We start from the raw sequence: 17,826 nt of genomic DNA, 5'->3' as shown, positions 1-17,826 counted from the left end.
GGCAGGTCTTCGCGGGGAAAGGGCTGCCCTAGCCAGGGAATTCGGGAATGTCCCGGTGTCGTTCGCGGATCGGCGCGGGGACCTGACCGGCCCCGGCACCCTGCAGAAGCCGCACCGGCGCACGGCTTGCGCACGAGGCGGCACACGGATCGCCGTGCCGCGTGGAACTCCCGTCACCGACCGACTGACCGCCCAGGGTCCGTGCCGGATCACCGGGACCGGGCACGGACGGGAACGGCTCGTGCCCGCCGCCGTGCGCGTGGCCCGAGGTGTCACCGCCGAACAGGTCGGCGCCGCGCGCCTGCTGACCAGCCGGATACGCGGTGCCGGTACCGACACCGGAACCGGTGCCGTACGAAGAATCGCCCCGCGCCCCGGACGACTTCCGCGCCTCGTGCGCCCGAACTCCCGCCCCGCCCCGACCGTCGCCAGGCTTGGCGGCGCTCTCCGGAGACCGGGGCTCGGCACCGGCACCGGCGCCGTCGTCCGCGTCATCCCCATCGCCCGCGCCGGGACCAGGCAGCGGCAGCTCGGGCATGTTGGGCATGTCGGGCGCCGCGGGCAACACCCGCTGCGGCGAACCGCCGAGAACACCGGTGACCCCGTCGGCGACCGGCCGCACCACGCCCCGCGCCACAGGCTCGGCGGCATCGGCCACCGGCTCGACCGCGGCGTCGCGCACCGCCTGCCGCCCGTGACGGACAACCCCGCTCGCGGTCTCCCGCACGGGCTCGCCCACCTGCTCACGCACGGGCTCGCCCACCCGCTCACGCACGGAATCGGGCCCCCGTTCACGCACGGGCTCGGTCACCCGCGCACGTTCTGCGACCGACGGCGCTCCGTCCACCGCCGCAGCCCGCTCGCCACAGAGGAAACCCAGCGCGAGCAAACCGGCCAGCAGCACCACCACTTGCAGCGCACGCCGCCCGGCCACCGCACGCACCAGGCGCACAGCGGCATCAGGCAGAACGACTGCGGCGGGAGTCAAGACGAGGGGATTCCTCTGCTGAGCGGGGCGGAACGGGGAAGGGCGAGGCAGGGTGAGCCACGGAACGTGATGCTCCGGGAGTGAAGCCCGCCGATCCTCGCACGGCCCGCCCGCCCTCGCGCAAGTCCCCTGTTACCGATGCGTATTCAAGTGTTACTGATGCGTACTCATGTCCGGTATGGGCAGGGGGCGCTTCTCGATCGCCGCCGCCATCACCTCCGGGAAGAGGTCCGGGGTGCACGCGAAGGCCGGAGCCCCCAGCGCCGAGAGCGCAGCCGCGTGCTCCCGGTCGTATGCGGGCGTCCCCTCGTCGGAGAGCGCGAGCAGCGTCACGAACTGCACTCCGGACGCCTTCATCGCCGCGACCCGCTTCAGCATCTCGTTGCGTATGCCCCCTTCGTAGAGGTCACTGATGAGGACGACGATGGTGTCGGCGGGCCGGGTGATCTGCGACTGGCAGTACGCGAGCGCCCGATTGATGTCGGTTCCGCCCCCCAACTGCGTGCCGAACAGGACGTCCACCGGGTCGTCGAGCTGATCGGTGAGGTCGACGACGTTCGTGTCGAAGACGACGAGCCGCGTGTTGAGCGACCGCATCGAGCCGAGCACGGCACCGAACACCGAGGCATAGACGACGGACGCGGCCATCGAGCCCGACTGGTCGATGCAGAGGATGACCTCCTTCTTCACGGACTGCGACGCCCGCCCGTACCCGATGAGCCGCTCGGGCACGATCGTCTTGTACTCCGGCAGGTAGTTCTTGAGGTTGACCGCGATCGTGCGGTTCCAGTCGATGTCGTGGTGGCGCGGCCTGCTGACACGGGCGCTGCGGTCGAGCGCGCCGGTGAGGGTCGCGCGGGTGCGCGTGGCGAGCCGCTTCTCCAGGTCCTCGACGACCTTGCGGACGACGGCCCGCGCGGTCTCCTTGGTGGTCTCCGGCATGGCCTTGTTGAGGGAGAGAAGGGTCCCCACCAGATGCACGTCGGCCTCGACCGCCTCCAGCATCTCGGGCTCAAGGAGCAGCGCGGAGAGGCCGAGCCGCTCTATGGCGTCGCGCTGCATGACCTGGACGACGGACGAGGGGAAGTACGTCCGGATGTCCCCGAGCCAGCGCGCCACGGAAGGCGCGGACGCGCCGAGCCCCGCCGAACGGTCCCGCCCCCGGTCCTTCTTCCCCGCGTCCCCTCCCCCGTACAACGCACCGAGCGCACCGTCCATCGCCGCATCCCGCCCGGCGAGCTCGCACCCGGTCCCCTCGGCCGCGCCCCCGCCCAGCACAAGCCGCCACCTCCGCAACCGCTCCCCCGCGGGGTCCAGCACTTCCTGCGTCATCAGCCCACCTCCACAAGCTCGACACCACCACGGACACTGGCCCCTGCCCTTGCCCCGGGGTCGGGTCCGGACCCGGGCCCAGACCCGACCCCGGCCTCGCCCCCGGCCCCGGACCCGGCCCCCAGCAACAGACTCAGCACCGGCAGCACCGCATCCGCGCGCTCACCGTCAAGTTCCGCCCCGAAGCCGGGTATCCCGCCGGTGACGGCCAAGCCACCGCCGCCCGCCCCCGGACCACGCCGCACCAGCTCCCCCAGAGTCCGCCGCACCCCCGGTTCGTACGCCGAGAAAGTGCGCCGCAGCAGGGGCAGCACGTCCGTGAAGGCTCGGTCCGGGACCCCGCTCAGCCAGTCGTCGACAAGGCCGAGGAGCCGCTCGTCGTGCACGAGCAGCATGCCGCCCCCTGACCCACCGCCCACGAACCCCTCGATCCAGGCCGCGGCTTCGGCGGGTTCGGTCCCCCGGGACAGCGCGAGCCCCATGAACCGAGCGGCCTCGTCCTCGGCCAACTCCCCGCCGTCCAGCAGGATCCGCACGCACCGCCCGCGCACCACCCCGGCCACGCTGTCCCGCTCCCCCAACACCCTCAACACGGAGTGCCACCGCCCCCGTATACCGGCAGCACCCACCGTGGACACACTCGGACGAGGCGTCCCCTCGCCCGCAGGGCCGGAGCGCAACTCGCCCAACTCACCCAGCAGGCCCACCGCCTGGTGCACCGCGTCCACATGCCCCCGCATCTCGAGCGCCGCGTCCTGGTCGAGCCCCGCACACGCCGGTGGCAGCCCGACGAACACCCGCTCCGCGAGCCCCAGAGCCACTTCGCCGAGCGCAGCCGTGTCCGTGCCCCGCACGTCCCCGTACCGAAGCGACCGCACCAACGCGGGCAGCGCCTGCGCCAGATGCCCGACGTCCGCATCCAGTGCCGCCCGGTCCGCCAGGACCCGCATCACCACCGGCAACGCGTCCGGCAGCTCGGCCAGCAGACACCGCTCGGCCAGCGCGGTGACGTCAGCCAGGGCGCCGGCCCCGACGGCATCGGACTCCGCGCGAGCGGTCGCCGCCGCGAGCACGGTCGTCCCCCATACCCCCGCCTCCGCCACCCGCACCGAAAGCTCCGGCTCCCACCGCAGCCGCCAGGTCTCCCGGAACGTACCCGTGCTCCCCCGCGACGCGGCGGGCTCGCCCCAGCCGATCCCCAGCAGCCGGAGGCGGTGCAACAGCCTGCTGCGCGCCGCGTCCGTCTCCTTGCGCAGGTCGAGCTCCAACTCCCGCTCCAACGCCTCCGGTTTGAGCCGGAGCTTCCGCTGGAGCCGCGTGAGATCGCGCTGCAACGGCACGGCCGGGGCCGAGTCGGGGACCTCCCCGAGGACGTCCCCGACGACGAGCTTGTCGTGCACGAGGGAGAGCGGCACGTCCGAGCCCTCGCACATCACCGCACGGACCGCGTCCGTCGTCTCGGTGAGACCGGGCAGCGGGCGCCCCCGCATCGCGGCGAGCGTGTCCGCGAGCCGTACCGCCTCGATGACATGCGCGGACGACACGAGCCTGTCCTCGTCCCGGAGCAGTCGCGCAACCTTCGTCAGCCAGCGCTCCACGGGCCGGTCGGGCGCGCTGAACAGATGCCCGTACCAACCGGGCGACGCGATTCCCGCGCCGTATCCACTGGCCCGGGAGAGGCGGCGGTGCGTCCAGGGCACCCAGGTCATGTCGACCTTCACCTTGGGCAGCCCCTTGAGCAGCGCCCGGTCGGCCGACACGGTCACCTTCTGCCGCAGCGCGGGCACATGCCAGGCCCCGCACACGACCGCGACGTCGTCCGGGCCGAACTCCCGCTGTGCCGCGCGGACTTGGTTCCGCATATACGCCTCGCGCACCAGGTCACGGTCGTGCCCACCGGTTCCGTACTCCTCGCGCAGCGCCCCCATGGCCTCGCCCAGCGCGTCGAACGGCGCGAAGGCGTCCGCCCCGGCCCCCCGGTGCTCGACGACGTCCTCCCACCACCGCTCGGGATCGTCGTACCCTGCGGTCTCCGCGAGCACCGCGAGCGGATCGATCCGCACCGCGTCCACGTGCGCGTCCGCGGACACGTCCACGCCCCCAGGAGCTGCGGCGCCCTCCGCCTCCTCCGTCCCCTCCGCCCTCTCCGCGCGTGCCAGTGAATGCGCCGCCGGAAGATCCATGAACCGGACCGGAACCCCGGCCCCCGCGGCCCACTTGATCGCGACCCACTCCGGCGAGAACTCGGCCAGCGGCCAGAACGCCGACCGGCCGGGCTCGTCCACCACGTGCGCGAGCAGCGCGACCGGCGGCCGCATCCCCTCTTCCGCCGCGAGCGCCACCAGCCCGTCGGCCTCCGGCGGCCCCTCGATCAGCACCACGCGCGGGGCGCCCTCCTCAAGCGCCGCCCGCACCGCACGCGCCGACCCCGGCCCGTGATGCCGCACCCCGAGCAGCAACGGCCCCTCGCCCGCTCGCGCCTCGCCCCCGCGCACCTCGTCGCTCATGTCCGCCCCCTCTCCGTCTCACGCGTCTCACGCCGTGTCACGCGAACCAGCCACCGTCACACCCACACCCACAGCCCCAGTCGTATTCACAGCCGTATTCGCACCTACAGCCGCACTCAGATCCGGGCCCTTGCCGCCACTCGCATCCGTCACACACTCACCTCACGGCAGGCGCGGTAGAAGTCCTTCCAGCCGTCACGCTCGCGGACCACCGCCTCCAAGTACTCCTGCCAGATCACCCGGTCCGCCGCCGGGTCACGGACGACCGCGCCGAGGATGCCCGCGGCGACATCGCCCGGCCGCAGCACGCCGTCCCCGAAGTGCGTTGCCAGAGCCAGGCCGTTGGTCACGACGGAGATCGCCTCGGCCGTCGAGAGCGTGCCGCTCGGCGACTTCACCTTCGTACGCCCGTCGGCCGTGACCCCGTCCCGCAGCTCGCGGAAGACGGTGACGACGCGGCGTATCTCGTCGATCCCCTCGGGCCCGGTCGGCAGGTCGAGCGAGCGCCCGATCTGGTCGACGCGTCGCGAGACGATGTCGACCTCTGCGTCGGCACTCTCCGGCAGCGGCAGGATCACCGTGTTGAAGCGGCGGCGCAGCGCGCTCGACAGGTCGTTGACCCCGCGGTCGCGGTTGTTGGCCGTCGCGATCAGGTTGAAGCCGCGGACGGCCTGCACCTCCTGGCCCAACTCCGGTATGGGAAGGGTCTTTTCCGACAGGATCGTGATCAGCGTGTCCTGCACGTCGGCGGGGATGCGGGTCAGCTCCTCGACCCGCGCCGTCATGCCGTCGGACATGGCCCGCATGACCGGGCTGGGCACGAGCGCGTCGCGGCTGGGGCCGTGCGCGAGCAGCTGCGCGTAGTTCCAGCCGTACCTGATCGCCTCCTCCGGCGTCCCTGCCGTGCCCTGCACGAGCAGCGTCGAGTCTCCGCTGACGGCGGCCGCCAGATGCTCGGACACCCAGGTCTTCGCGGTGCCGGGCACGCCGAGCAGCAGCAGGGCGCGGTCCGTGGCGAGGGTGGTGACGGCGACCTCGACGATGCGGCGCGGCCCCACGTACTTCGGCGAGATCACCGTCCCGTCCGGCAGCGTGCCGCCGAGCAGATACGTCGCGACCGCCCACGGCGAGAGCCGCCAGCGCGTGGGCCGTGGCCGGTCGTCCTGCGCGGCGAGCGCGGCCAGTTCGGCGGCGAAAGCGTGCTCGGCGTGCGGCCGCAGCGCCTCCCCCGCGGGCGCGGCTGCAGGCGCGTCTGCGGGCGCGGAGACAGCGGATGCAGACACGGGCTGGTTCTCGATCGTCGAGCTTGTCGAGGTCGTCGGGTCGACGGACACGGTCATGGAGCGATCCCCCTCCAACTCGTCCGGACACCTCTGGCCCGGATGTGATTCCAACCGTGCACCACGCCACTGACAATCGACCCGAGGACGCTTCTGACCTGCACGGACATCGAGTGCAAGGTCGATTGTCAGTGGCGGGATCTACCTTCGATGACATGACTCAGCAGGGGGTGCGCTGGACGGCGGATCAGGTCCTTGCCTTGGCACCTGACGCCCCGTCACGCAAGGCGGGAAGCAAACTCGGCGTCGCCGGCCCATGGTCGGAGGCGGGCAGTTCGGGCGAGGGGACGGTGTGGGGACTGTGCAAGGGAAGTGGCAGCAAGCCGTATCAGACGGTTGTCGACATCGCGGACATCACCGGCGCGGCGGGACCGGCGTACAAATGCAGCTGTCCGAGCCGCAAGTTCCCGTGCAAGCACGCGCTCGGGCTGCTGTTGCTCTGGGCGGCGGATGGCGAGGCGCCATCCTGCTCGGTGCCGGACGCGCAGCCGCCGGCCTGGGCGGCGGAGTGGCTCGCGGGACGCCGCGAGAGAGCGGAGTCGAAGCGGGCTTCGGACGCGGCACCGGACTCAGCGCCCGCTGACCCCGAGGCCGCGCGCCGCAGGGCAGAGCGGCGGGCCGAGCGGGTCACGGCAGGAGTGACGGAGCTGGAGCGGCGCCTCTCGGATCTGCTGCGCGGCGGCATAGCCTCCGCCGAGCAGATGGGGTACGGGCTGTGGGAGGAGACGGCGGCCCGCATGGTCGACGCGCAGGCGCCCGGACTTGCCGCGCGTGTAAGAGAGTTGGGGGCGATTCCCTCCTCCGGTCCCGGCTGGCCGGTGCGGATGCTGGAGGAGTGCGCGCTCCTCCACCTCCTCGACCAGGGCTGGCTGCACCGCGGGCAGTTGCCGGAGGCCCTGACGGCCACGGTCCGCTCCCGCATAGGCCTGCCCGCGCAGGCGGAGGGTCCGCCGGTGCGGGACCACTGGCTGGTGCTCGCGCAGTACGACACGGCGGACAGCAAGCTCACCACCCGCCGGATATGGATGTACGGCGCGGAGTCCGGCCGGACGGCCCTGCTCCTGTCGTACGGAGCCGCGGGCCGCGCGCCCGCGCTCGCGCTGCCGGTCGGCCTCGCGCTGGACGCCGAGCTGACCGCGTATCCGGGCGCCGGACAGCTGCGGTCCGACCTGGGCGAACAGTTCAGCGCCCCCGCGCCGACGGCCGCCCGTCCGCCGGGCGTACGGACGGAACAGGCCGCGCACAGCTACGGCGAGGTGCTGCGGGACGACCCCTGGCTGGACTCCTGGCCGGTGACGCTGAGCGAAGTGATACCGACCCCATGCCCCGGCCCCTCATCCGAAGGCTGGCAACTGGCGGACGCGAAAGGCGACACGGCCCTGCCCATCACGCCTTCCGCGGCGTCCCGTGCGGGGCTGTGGCGGCTGGTGGCACTCTCCGGAGGCGCTCCGGTGACGGTCTTCGGCGAATGTGGTCACGAGGGCTTCACCCCTCTGACGGCCTGGCCGCGCGGAGCGGGAGAGGCGGTCGCCCTGTGCTGACCGCCACGCCTCACCACCGTCGCACCGATGCGTACCCCTGAAGCGCTGCCGCGTTTCGCAGCACCTCAGCACCGCGACACCGCGACACCTCAGCACCGCAGCACCGCAACGGCAAATCCAGCAGATCCAGCAGATCCGGTAGATCCAGCAGTTCCGGTAGATCCAGCAGTTCCGGCAGATCCAAGACGGCAGCTCCAGACGAAACACCGAGTGATCCGTCCGAGAGAGGAGTCCACATGACCGGCACCACCGCACTCACCGAAGCGACCGTCATCCCCTGGGAAGACCTGGTCACCGCCGCGCTCCTCGGCACCGACCGCCGCACGCCCCCCGTAAGCACCCAGGACAAGGACGCGCCGACCGCTCTGCTGGACGCGGCAGCCGTGCAGACCGTCCGGCGCAGAGCCGGGCTTCGTCCCGCACCCGCCGCGACACCCCCTGAGCCTGCGGCGGACGACCCCAGGCCCCTGGTGCCGCCCGCGGCGCGGCGCAGGCTCGCCACGCTGCTCACCGACCACCCCGGCACGGCCAGTGGTGGACGCCGGGGCGCGGTGCCCGACCTGATGGAACTGCTGCCCCAATGGCTGGCGTTGGCCAACGACCGTGGCTTCGCGGCGCCGCCCGAGCTGCTTCCGGCCCTCCTGAACGCGGCCCGTGGGCGCACGGATCTCCGGCCGCAGGCGCTCACCTTCGCGGGCCCGCGGGCCCTGTGGCTCGCGCGGCTCAACCCGGACTGGAAGTTCGCGCTCCGCTCCACTCCGGGCGGCGGGGTGTCGCTGCCGGCCCCTGAGGAGACGGCGCTGGTCCAACAGCTCTGGGAGGAAGGTCTGTTCGCCGAGCGCGTCGCCCTGCTCGGCGCGGTGCGGGCGCATGACCCCGCCGCCGCGCGGGAGCTGCTCGCCACCACCTGGGGCACGGAGCGAGCGGAGGACCGCCTGATGTTCCTCGACTCCCTGCGCACCCAACTGCGCGACGCCGACGAGCCGTTCCTGGAACAGGCCCTCACCGACCGCAGCCGCAACGTCCGCGCGACGGCGGCCGAGCTCCTGTCCGCGCTGCCCTCATCCGCGCTCGCCGCGCGGATGGCGGCCCGCGCCGCCTCGTGCGTGGCCATCGACCATGCGCAGGGCACGAAGAGCACGCCGACGCTCACGGTCGAGGCGCCGCACGAGTGCGACGCGGGCATGGAGCGTGACGGCGTCGTTCCGAAGCCTCCCACCGGGCGGGGTGAACGCAGCTGGTGGCTGAGCCAGTTGGTGGAGGCGGCACCGCTCGGCACCTGGCCGGAGCGGCTCGGCGGCCGGACCCCCGCCGAGATCGTGGCGCTGCCCGTGGCCGACGACTGGCAGAGCGAGCTGCACGCCGCGTGGTGCCGCGCGGCCGTGCGGCAGCGTGACGCTGTCTGGTCCCGGGCGCTGCTCGGGGCTCCCTCGTCCCCCGATGCGGCGGGCCCCGGAGCGGCGTCGCTCGCCGAGCGCGCGAAGCTCCTGGCCGCGCTGCCGGCCGGGGAGCGGGCCGACTGGGTCGCGGGATTCATCGGGACGCACGGCCTCTCGGAGGCGTTCCAGCTGCTCGGCGTGTGCACACTGCCCTGGTCGGAACCGCTGGGCCGGGCGGTGGTGGACGCACTGAACATCGCTCGTGACGCCGGGAGTTACCCCTGGAGCTTCAGCGGGGTGATGGGCCTGGCGGAGCGCTGCCTCGACCCTGCGGAGGCGGTCCGCCTCGACGTACTGACCGCGGTACCGGACGAGCCGGAGGACGCATCCCCCGGCGCGGGCGGCTACTGGTCGGAGGCCTTCCAGCGCCTGGTCAGTACGTTGCGTCTACGCGCGGCGATGCGGGCGGAGCTGGGCGCGGAGCCGGGAGGACCGGGCGCGGCGCCGGAAGAAGCGGGGGTGCCGTCATGTCGGGAAACGTAGGCAAATCCGCTACTGAGCCGGGGCGGCCGATGTCTCCCACCGAAGCCCCGGAGCCGGGACGGCCTACGTCCCTCACTCTCAGCAAAGGCCCAGAGCCGGGGCGACCGACGCCCCTCACTCTCACCAAGGCCCCAGGGCCGGGGCGACCGACCACCCTCACCGAAGCCCCAGAGCCAGCGCGACCGACACCCCTCACCAAAGCCCCAGCCACGGCTTCACAACAGCCGAACAGCTCCCCCCTGAACCAGAGGCCGCCGGACGCCTTCGCCCCGGGGCGAAAGCAGTCGGCCGCTCCCGGCGCAGCCCGAGGCCACCGAGGCGCCCTCACCCCGGAGCAGGAAAGGCCGGACGACGCCCCCGCCGCAGAGCGGTTGCCGTCAGGCGCCCGCAGGCTGGCGGACGTTCGCCCGGACCCAGTCCACGATCGAAGCCGTAGTCGCCCCAGGAGTGAAGATCTCCGCGACACCCTTCTCCTTGAGCGGCGCGATGTCCGCCTCGGGGATGATGCCGCCGCCGAAGACCTTGATGTCCTCCGCATCGCGCTCCTTCAGGAGCTCGATCACGCGCGCGAAGAGCGTGTTGTGGGCGCCGGAGAGGATGGACAGGCCGATCGCGTCGGCGTCCTCCTGGATCGCGGTGTCCACCACCTGCTCGGGCGTCTGATGCAGGCCGGTGTAGATGACCTCCATACCCGCGTCACGCAGTGCCCTCGCGATCACCTTGGCTCCGCGATCATGACCGTCGAGACCCGGCTTCGCCACCACCACGCGGATCGGACCGGCTGCCACACCCATCACTGCCTCCATGTACCGATATCCATCTGTCCAAGCACTGGCACCCCGTGCCGCACCGGCCGGGGAAGTGAACGAACGTTATCTCCAGCATCTCGCACCCGGCAGTTTCACGGTGGAGAGCGAGGGGGAAATCACACGATGGGACACGTTCGCTGCGCGCCACTCCCGTATCCAGCGGCATACGGACCGTTGCCGGGACGGCGCAAGGGGAGCCGCAACGAGGTCGCCGTGCCACCGCGCCGTCAGCTGCGCGCCGTGGTGATGCGGCGCGTCGGCGATCGCGCCGGTATTCGGCGCGCCACATGCGCCGACCACGTACCGTCGTACGACCTCTGTCACGCCTCCCCACTACGGGCACACGGGGGACAGAGCCGTCCTCCCGCGTGCCGACCGGGAGGTCGACCATGACCGTCACCAGGGTCTTGCCCTTTCGCCCGCCCTGCCTCCAGTTGCCCGCCAGACTCGCGGGACTCTCCCTGGCCCTGCTGAAGGCGACCGCACTCGAGGTGGCGATCCTCGCCGGCCACCTCCTCCTGTACCCCTCGGGCATCGTCCAGGAACGCAGGGTCGCCGCCGAGCTGCCGCCGCCCGACGCCCCCCGACTCCCCGCGGAGCGCCGCCCCCCGGTCGTCCTCCTGCACGGCTTCATCGACAACCGCTCGGTCTTCGTCCTGCTGCGCCGCTCCCTGGCCCAGCACGCCGGCCAGCACGTGGAGTCCCTGAACTACTCCCCCCTCACCTGCGACATCCGCACCGCCGCCGAGCTGCTCGGCCGCCATATAGAGGAGATCTGTGAGCGCACGGGCCACCATCAGGTAGACATCGTCGGACACAGCCTCGGCGGCCTGATCGCCCGCTATTACGCACAGCGCCTCGGCGGCGACGAACGCGTCCGCACGCTGGTCACCCTCGGTACCCCACACGAGGGAACGCGGGTCGTGCCGCTGGCCGACGCGCACCCGATCGTGCGCCAGATGCGCCCCGGATCGGACGTGATCGAGGAGCTGCGCGAGCCCGCGCCGGGCTGCCGGACCCGTTTCGTGAGCTTCTGGAGCGACCTGGACCAGCTGATGGCCCCCCTCGAGACGGCCTGCGTCAACCATCCCGACCTGATCGCCCAGAACGTACGTGTCTCCGGTATCGGTCATCTCGCCCTGCCCGTGCACCCCGCGGTCGCCGCCGGAATCCGCCAGGCCCTCGATCTGCCTGCTTCGGGGACCCCCGCGACGGGTGCCGGTGCCGAGAAGGGACTGACCGTGGCCTGAGGAGCAGCTCCCGCGCGCCTCGACGCGGGAAATTTGTCGAACGGAACTCGAACGCAGGGCCAAAGCTGTGCCCGCAGTCCGCCGAAAGGCGGCCGAATGCCCGTTTCCTGAGAGCGTGAAACCTGCCGAAGATTGTCGCGCCCGCATACCGCCGGGTACAGTCGCCGCACTGCTCTGCCCCTGCTGCCGAGGCGAAAGAGAAGTTGGTGAACGACCGTCACCCGTCGGGGAGCTCGACACCCCCGGCCTCGGCACCCGCCGACTATGCGCCCTACGCGGCGTATGACCCGCAGAGCACCCAGCATGGCGCCTACGCCGGGTACGACGGCTACTCCACGGGGAGCTTCGACACCTCAGGCGGCTATGCGACGGCCGGTCCCGACACCGGAAGCTTCGCGTCCGACCCGCTCTTCGGCGACATGCCCGGCGGTCAGTACGACACCGGCCAGTGGTCCACCACGGGGACGCAGCAGACGCTGAACTACGACCCTTACGCCGCCCAGCACCAGGCCGCGTACGACACCAGTGGTTACGAGACCGGCAGCTACGACACCAGCATGTGGTCGACCGGCGGCTATCAGCACCTCTCCGCCGACATCCCCGCGCAGCCGGGCCCCGACGCCACCGGCCAGTGGGACACCACCGCCTGGAACCAGCCGCAGCACGAGCAGCAGCACCAGCCGCAGCAGACCGGCCAGTGGGAGACCCAGGCCTTCGACACCGGCGCGTACGACGCGACCGCGTGGAACTCCGGCGGCCAGGACATGACCTACGGGGCCACGGAGACGCTCGATGCGTACGGCGCCCCCGAGCCGCAAGAAGCCCACGGAGCACACGGGGCACACGGGGCACACGGAACGTACGAGGCCCAGGACACGCCCGGGGCGCCCGACACGTACGAGGCACCCGAACCGTACGAGCATTCGCCTTACGACACCGGGTCCTACGCCTCCGGATCCCACGCCCCCGAGGCCTACGCACAACCGGCCCCCGCCGAGCACGAGTTCACCCCCGACGAGGCTCCCGCCGATTCACTCGGTCCGGTCGAGCCGAGCCGCCACGGCTCCGTCGGCGACGACGAACCGCCGGTCATGGACCGCTCGCACGGCTCCCGCTCACGGACCCGCCGCCGCTCCCCCGCCAAGCGCTCCGCACTCTTCACCGTCGCCGTGCCCTCCGCCTGCGTGATGGGCGTCGCGGGTATCGCCGCCGCCTCCGTGGGCGACTTCGGCGGCGGGGACGAGAAGGAGGCACAGGCGGCATCGGCCCCGGACCCCACGTCGGTCCAGCCTTCAGCCGCCAACAACAAGCTCGACACGCAGCTGGCGAACCTGTCCGCGGACGCCGGTGACTTCGCCGACCGCGCGAGCCGCACCCAGGAGCGCATCGACCTCAAGGCGGAGAAGGTCGCCGCCGAGAAGAAGGCCGCCGAGGAAGCCGCGCGCAAGGAGCGTCTGCGCCCCAAGTTCGCGCTGCCGGTCAAGCAGCACGGCCTGAGCGCGTACTACGGCCAGGCCGGCATCAACTGGATGTCCGCGCACTCCGGAATCGACTTCCCGGTGTCGTACGGCACCGAGGTGCTCGCCGCCACCGACGGCACCGTCTCCACCAAGTGGAACAGCGCCTACGGCAACATGGCGATCGTGACCGCCAAGGACGGCACGGAGACGTGGTACTGCCACCTCTCCACGCACAAGGTCTCCAGCGGCCCCGTCAAGGCGGGCGACCCCATCGCCTTCTCCGGTAACTCCGGCAACTCCACGGGACCGCACCTGCACTTCGAGGTGCGCCCCGGCGGCGGCTCGGCGATCGACCCGCTGCCGTGGCTGCGCAGCCACGGCCTCGACCCGACGTAGTTCAAGGCACCGCCCGCGGCGACCCGGCGTAGTCCAAGGCACCGCCCGCGGCGACCTGGCGTAACTCAGGCCGCCGCTCCCGGCGTTACAGCTTCTCCACCGGCGCGTACCGCAGCAGCAGCCGCTTCGGCTTGGGCTCTCCGAAGTCCACCGTCGCCTCCGCGTTCGCGCCCGTGCCCTTCACCCCGACCACGGTCCCGAGGCCGAACTGGTCGTGCGTGACCCTGTCCCCGATCGCGAGCGCGACCACCGGCTTCTCCGTGGCACGGCGCGTGGCGAAGCCCTGCGCTCCCCCGGTGCGCGAGCGCGACGACGACAAGGAGGAGGCGATTCCGGCCGCGGGCCCGGAGGATGCCGGTGCGCCGACCGAACCCTTCCGCTTCCAGTCCAGGTGGGCCTCCGGGATCTCCTCCAGGAAGCGCGACGGCGGGTTGTACGAAGGCTGTCCCCAGGCGCTGCGCATCGAGGACCGCGTCAGATAGAGCCGCTCACGCGCGCGCGTGATGCCCACGTACGCGAGGCGGCGCTCCTCCTCCAGCTCCTTGACCTGGCCGAGTGAGCGCATGTGCGGGAAGACGCCGTCCTCCATGCCGGTCAGGAAGACGACCGGGAACTCGAGGCCCTTGGCGGTGTGCAGGGTCATCAGCGTGATGACTCCGGAGCCGTCGTCCTCCTCGTCGGGGATCTGGTCCGAGTCGGCGACGAGCGCGACCCGCTCCAGGAACTTGGAGAGCGTGCCCGACACGCCTGTGCCCGCGCCCGCGTCGTCCCCGCCTCCTTCCGCGTCCCCTTCGCCTTGTCCTTCTCCTTGTCCTTCGCCGCCTTCACCGGATTGCGCGGCTTCGCTGGATTGGGCGGCTTCGCCGTTGTCGTGCTCGAACTCCAGGGCCACGGCGGCGAGTTCCTGGAGGTTCTCGATGCGGGTCTCGTCCTGCGGGTCGGTCGAGGCCTGCAACTCGGCGAGATACCCGGTCCGTTCGAGCACGGCCTCCAGGACGACGGCGGGGCCCGCGCCGGACTCGACGATGGTCCGCAGCTCCTCCATCAGCACGTTGAACCGCTTGACGGCGTTCGCCGAGCGCGCGGCCATTCCGTACGCCTCGTCGACACGCTTCAGGGCCTGCGGGAAGGAGATCTTCTCGCGCTGCGAGAGCGCGTCGATCATCGCCTCCGCGCGGTCGCCGATGCCCCTCTTGGGTACGTTGAGAATGCGCCGCAGGGGGACGGAGTCCTCGGGGTTGGCGAGCACGCGCAGATACGCGAGGACGTCCCGGACCTCCTTGCGCTCGTAGAAGCGGACGCCGCCGACGACCTTGTACGGCAGGCCGACGCGGATGAAGATCTCTTCGAAGACACGGGACTGCGCGTTCGTCCGGTAGAAGATCGCGACGTCGCCCGCCTTCGCGTCGCCCGCGTCGGTGAGCCGGTCGATCTCGTCGGCGACGAACTGCGCCTCGTCGTGCTCGGTGTCGGCCACATAGCCGGTGATGCCCGCGCCCGCGCCCGCGTTGGTCCACAGGTTCTTGGGGCGGCGGCTTTCGTTGCGCTCGATGACGGCGTTGGCGGCGGTCAGGATCGTCTGCGTGGAGCGGTAGTTCTGCTCCAGGAGGATCGTCGTCGCGTTCGGGTAGTCCTCCTCGAACTGGAGGATGTTGCGGATCGTGGCGCCGCGGAAGGCGTAGATCGACTGGTCCGCGTCACCCACGACGCACAGCTCGGCGGGGTCGTCACCCTCGCCCCCGGAGGGGCCCACCAGCTCGCGCACCAGGGCGTACTGGGCGTGGTTCGTGTCCTGGTACTCGTCGACCATCACGTGCCGGAAGCGGCGGCGGTAGTGCTCGGCGACGTCCGGGAACGCGCGGAACATGTTGACCGTCGTCATGATCAGGTCGTCGAAGTCGAGGGCGTTCGCCTCGCGCAGGCGCGACTGGTACATCGCGTACGCCTGGGCGAGGGTCCGCTCGAAGCCGTCGGCGGCCTGACCGGCGAAGGTCTCCTCGTCGATCAGCTCGTTCTTCAGGTTCGAGATCTTGGCACTGAAGGACTTCGGCGGGAACTTCTTCGGGTCGATGTCCAGGTCGCGGCAGACCAGTGCCATCAGGCGCTTGGAGTCGGCGGCGTCGTAGATCGAGAAGGATGAGGTGAAGCCGATCGTCTTCGACTCGCGGCGCAGTATCCGCACGCACGCGCTGTGGAAGGTCGACACCCACATCGCGTTGGCCCGCGGCCCGACGAGCTGCTCGACGCGCTCCTTCATCTCGCCCGCGGCCTTGTTCGTGAACGTGATCGCCAGGATCTGCCCCGGGTGCACGTGCCGCTCGGCCAGGAGATACGCGATGCGGTGCGTGAGGACCCGGGTCTTGCCCGAGCCCGCGCCCGCGACGATGAGCAGCGGGGTGTCCGCGTGCACGACGGCCGCGCGCTGGTTCTCGTTCAGTCCGTCGAGCAGGGCCGCCGGGTCGAGCACGGGGCGCGGGGCACCTCCGCGATAGTGCGCGTCCCGGGGCGCGGGCGCGTCGAACTTCCCGTCGAACAGATCATCCGGAATGGATTCCGGGGCACTGTCCTCGGGCGGCGGCGGGTGCTCTTCCTCCGAAGCCCGCGAGGGCTTGAGGTCCGCCAGGAAGCTGTCATCAAAGAGGCTGCTCATCGCCTCCCGAGTCTAGGCGGCCCCACTGACAACCCGCCCCGGGTTCCGGCCACGTCACTGCACCTACGCCCCGAGCGCGGACGGTCACGCTCCGCCATGGCACGGCGTGCCCGCGTCAAGAGCTTCGTAAAGTAACGAAAATGTATCGGGCATATCGAACATCAACCTTCACACGGACCACACGAGTTGGCTAGCGTGCTCCGCAGGCCGCTCGTACTCCCACCGGCGAACCCCGCCGGGAACGGGTGGCCTCCGCCGAGTTCGATCTCCTCGGAGCCGGGGACCCACGATGAACTTGGGGTGAATCGGTCCCGTACGAAGTACGGGACTGTAGGGCAACCTTCCGGAACCATCCGCCCGAACCCGACAGCTAACCCGGTAGGCGGTCTACGGAAGGAGTCGCCTCCCTTGGCGTCGCACCGCAAGCCGCGGACCCGCATTGCCGGCCTACGCGCCACTCCCGCCCTCGGCATCACGACGGCGGCCCTCACCTCCGTGGCCCTCCTGTCACAGAGCGCGCAAGCCGCACCGTCCGCGCCGCAGAAGCCCAGCCTCGAAGAGGTCCAGAAAAAGGTCGACGACCTCTACCACCAGGCGGGCGTGGCCACGCAGAAGTACAACTCGGCCAAGGAGCGCACCGACAAGCAGCGCAAGAAGGTCGACACCCTTCTCGACGACGTGGCCAAGCGCGCCGACAAGCTGAACGAGGCCCGCCAGGAGCTGGGCGCGTTCGCCGCCGCCCAGTACCGCACCGGCGCCGTCTCCGAGACCGCCACAATGATGCTCGCCGACGACCCGCAGGGGTACTTCGACCAGAATCACCTGTCGGACCGGCTGACCGCGCGCCAGAAGAAGGCGGTCGACGACTACCAGACCGAGCAGGCCTCGGCGACGAAGCAGCGCGCCAAGGCCACCAAGAGCCTGGAGACGCTGAGCGACTCGCGGGACGACCTCAGGACGAGCAAGCAGACCGTCCAGAAGAAGCTGGGCCAGGCGCGCACGATGCTCTCGGAGCTGACCGCCGAGGAGAAGGCGCGGCTCGCGGCGATCGAGAAGAAGAAGGAAGAAGAGGCCAAGCGCAAGGCCGCCGAGCTGGCCCGCAAGCAGGAGGCCGAGGCGGAGGCCAAGCGCAAGGCGGCGGAAGAGGCCGCGGCGAAGGAGCGCGAGGAGAACAAGGAGACCCCGGACTCCGGCACCGGCACCGGCTCCGGCACGGGTTCCGGCTCCGGCTCCGGCTCCGGCGACACGGACAGCGGTTACGCGACGAAGGCCGCGAAGGTCATCAACTTCGCGGAGGCGCAGATCGGCAAGCCGTACGTGTGGGGCGCCACCGGCCCCGACTCCTACGACTGCTCCGGGCTCACCCAGGACGCGTGGAAGGCCGCGGGGATCTCCCTGCCGCGTACTACGTGGGACCAGGTGAAGGTCGGCACGACCGTGAAGACCGCCGACGCAAAGCCGGGTGACCTGGTCTTCTTCTACGACGACATCAGCCACGTAGGGATCTACATCGGCGACGGCAAGATGATCCACGCCCCGAAGCCGGGCGCGAACGTCCGCGTCGAGTCGATCTACTACATGCCGATCCACAGCGTGGTGCGGCCCGCGTAACCGTCATTCGAGACGCCGCA

At 71.3% G+C, this 17,826-nt stretch carries 11 protein-coding genes and 1 riboswitch; of the genes, 5 read left to right on the top strand and 6 right to left on the bottom strand.

Annotated elements, in window-relative coordinates:
• Nucleotides 1-28: 28 nt before the first annotated feature.
• The 4 genes from AC07AG_RS11645 to AC07AG_RS11630 all read right to left on the bottom strand — a co-directional run bounded on the left by AC07AG_RS11645 (nt 29) and on the right by AC07AG_RS11630 (nt 6,167).
• Nucleotides 29-988 carry a hypothetical protein gene (locus AC07AG_RS11645; protein ID WP_478754200.1) on the bottom strand — a complete coding sequence of 320 codons (960 nt, stop codon included), beginning with the start codon at nt 986-988 and terminating at the stop codon, nt 29-31.
• A gap of 153 nt (nt 989-1,141) precedes the next feature.
• Nucleotides 1,142-2,320: a vWA domain-containing protein gene (locus AC07AG_RS11640; RefSeq protein WP_478754198.1), complete on the bottom strand. Its 1,179-nt coding sequence runs from the start codon at nt 2,318-2,320 to the stop codon at nt 1,142-1,144.
• Nucleotides 2,320-4,827 carry a DUF5682 family protein gene (locus AC07AG_RS11635; RefSeq protein ID WP_478754196.1) on the bottom strand — a complete coding sequence of 836 codons (2,508 nt, stop codon included), beginning with the start codon at nt 4,825-4,827 and terminating at the stop codon, nt 2,320-2,322. Before AC07AG_RS11635 ends, AC07AG_RS11640 begins: the two co-directional genes overlap by 1 nt.
• Nucleotides 4,828-4,976: 149 nt before the next feature.
• Nucleotides 4,977-6,167: an ATP-binding protein gene (locus AC07AG_RS11630; RefSeq protein WP_478754194.1), complete on the bottom strand. Its 1,191-nt coding sequence runs from the start codon at nt 6,165-6,167 to the stop codon at nt 4,977-4,979.
• A 155-nt stretch (nt 6,168-6,322) separates the two neighbouring features.
• On the opposite strand from AC07AG_RS11630, the gene AC07AG_RS11625 reads away from it, so the two are divergent.
• Nucleotides 6,323-7,708, top strand: a complete 1,386-nt coding sequence (locus AC07AG_RS11625; protein ID WP_478754192.1) for an SWIM zinc finger family protein — start codon at nt 6,323-6,325, stop codon at nt 7,706-7,708.
• Between the two features lie 236 nt (nt 7,709-7,944).
• On the top strand, nt 7,945-9,630 hold the full coding sequence (locus AC07AG_RS11620; RefSeq protein WP_478754190.1) for a DUF5691 domain-containing protein: 1,686 nt from the start codon (nt 7,945-7,947) through the stop codon (nt 9,628-9,630).
• Between the two features lie 377 nt (nt 9,631-10,007).
• Here the strand turns inward: AC07AG_RS11620 and AC07AG_RS11615 are convergent, their stop codons facing one another.
• The gene (locus AC07AG_RS11615) at nt 10,008-10,424 is read right to left on the bottom strand and encodes a coenzyme B12-dependent isobutyryl CoA mutase small subunit (RefSeq protein ID WP_160506729.1); all 417 of its coding nucleotides are present in this window, start codon (nt 10,422-10,424) and stop codon (nt 10,008-10,010) included.
• 404 nt (nt 10,425-10,828) lie between these two features.
• On the opposite strand from AC07AG_RS11615, the gene AC07AG_RS11610 reads away from it, so the two are divergent.
• On the top strand, nt 10,829-11,689 hold the full coding sequence (locus tag AC07AG_RS11610) for a lipase family alpha/beta hydrolase (protein WP_478754188.1): 861 nt from the start codon (nt 10,829-10,831) through the stop codon (nt 11,687-11,689).
• A 206-nt stretch (nt 11,690-11,895) separates the two neighbouring features.
• Nucleotides 11,896-13,545: a M23 family metallopeptidase gene (locus AC07AG_RS11605; RefSeq protein ID WP_478754186.1), complete on the top strand. Its 1,650-nt coding sequence runs from the start codon at nt 11,896-11,898 to the stop codon at nt 13,543-13,545.
• An 85-nt stretch (nt 13,546-13,630) separates the two neighbouring features.
• On the opposite strand, the gene AC07AG_RS11600 is transcribed toward AC07AG_RS11605, so the two are convergent.
• Complete coding sequence (locus tag AC07AG_RS11600; RefSeq protein WP_478754185.1) at nt 13,631-16,195, bottom strand: ATP-dependent DNA helicase; 2,565 nt, start codon at nt 16,193-16,195, stop codon at nt 13,631-13,633.
• Nucleotides 16,196-16,438: 243 nt separating this feature from the next.
• A riboswitch (cyclic di-AMP (ydaO/yuaA leader) is annotated at nt 16,439-16,595 on the top strand.
• Between the two features lie 8 nt (nt 16,596-16,603).
• Here AC07AG_RS11600 and AC07AG_RS11595 point away from each other — a divergent pair.
• The gene (locus AC07AG_RS11595) at nt 16,604-17,806 is read left to right on the top strand and encodes a C40 family peptidase (protein WP_478754183.1); all 1,203 of its coding nucleotides are present in this window, start codon (nt 16,604-16,606) and stop codon (nt 17,804-17,806) included.
• Nucleotides 17,807-17,826: the final 20 nt, after the last annotated feature.

It is taken from the genome of Streptomyces sp. NPDC044044, assembly GCF_056434405.1.
The sequence above is the reverse complement of the archived record's forward strand: the minus strand, read 5'-3'. Positions and strand labels throughout refer to the sequence as shown.

Excerpts from the sequence above, each read along its gene's own strand:
- AC07AG_RS11635 (WP_478754196.1), bottom strand. The coding sequence starts at position 4,827 with ATGAGCGACGAGGTGCGCGGGGGCGAGGCGCGAGCGGGCGAGGGGCCG.
- AC07AG_RS11615 (WP_160506729.1), bottom strand. The coding sequence starts at position 10,424 with ATGGGTGTGGCAGCCGGTCCGATCCGCGTGGTGGTGGCGAAGCCGGGT.
- AC07AG_RS11625 (WP_478754192.1), top strand. The coding sequence starts at position 6,323 with ATGACTCAGCAGGGGGTGCGCTGGACGGCGGATCAGGTCCTTGCCTTG.
- AC07AG_RS11620 (WP_478754190.1), top strand. The coding sequence starts at position 7,945 with ATGACCGGCACCACCGCACTCACCGAAGCGACCGTCATCCCCTGGGAA.
- AC07AG_RS11600 (WP_478754185.1), bottom strand. The coding sequence starts at position 16,195 with ATGAGCAGCCTCTTTGATGACAGCTTCCTGGCGGACCTCAAGCCCTCG.
- AC07AG_RS11630 (WP_478754194.1), bottom strand. The coding sequence starts at position 6,167 with ATGACCGTGTCCGTCGACCCGACGACCTCGACAAGCTCGACGATCGAG.
- AC07AG_RS11640 (WP_478754198.1), bottom strand. The coding sequence starts at position 2,320 with ATGACGCAGGAAGTGCTGGACCCCGCGGGGGAGCGGTTGCGGAGGTGG.
- AC07AG_RS11610 (WP_478754188.1), top strand. The coding sequence starts at position 10,829 with ATGACCGTCACCAGGGTCTTGCCCTTTCGCCCGCCCTGCCTCCAGTTG.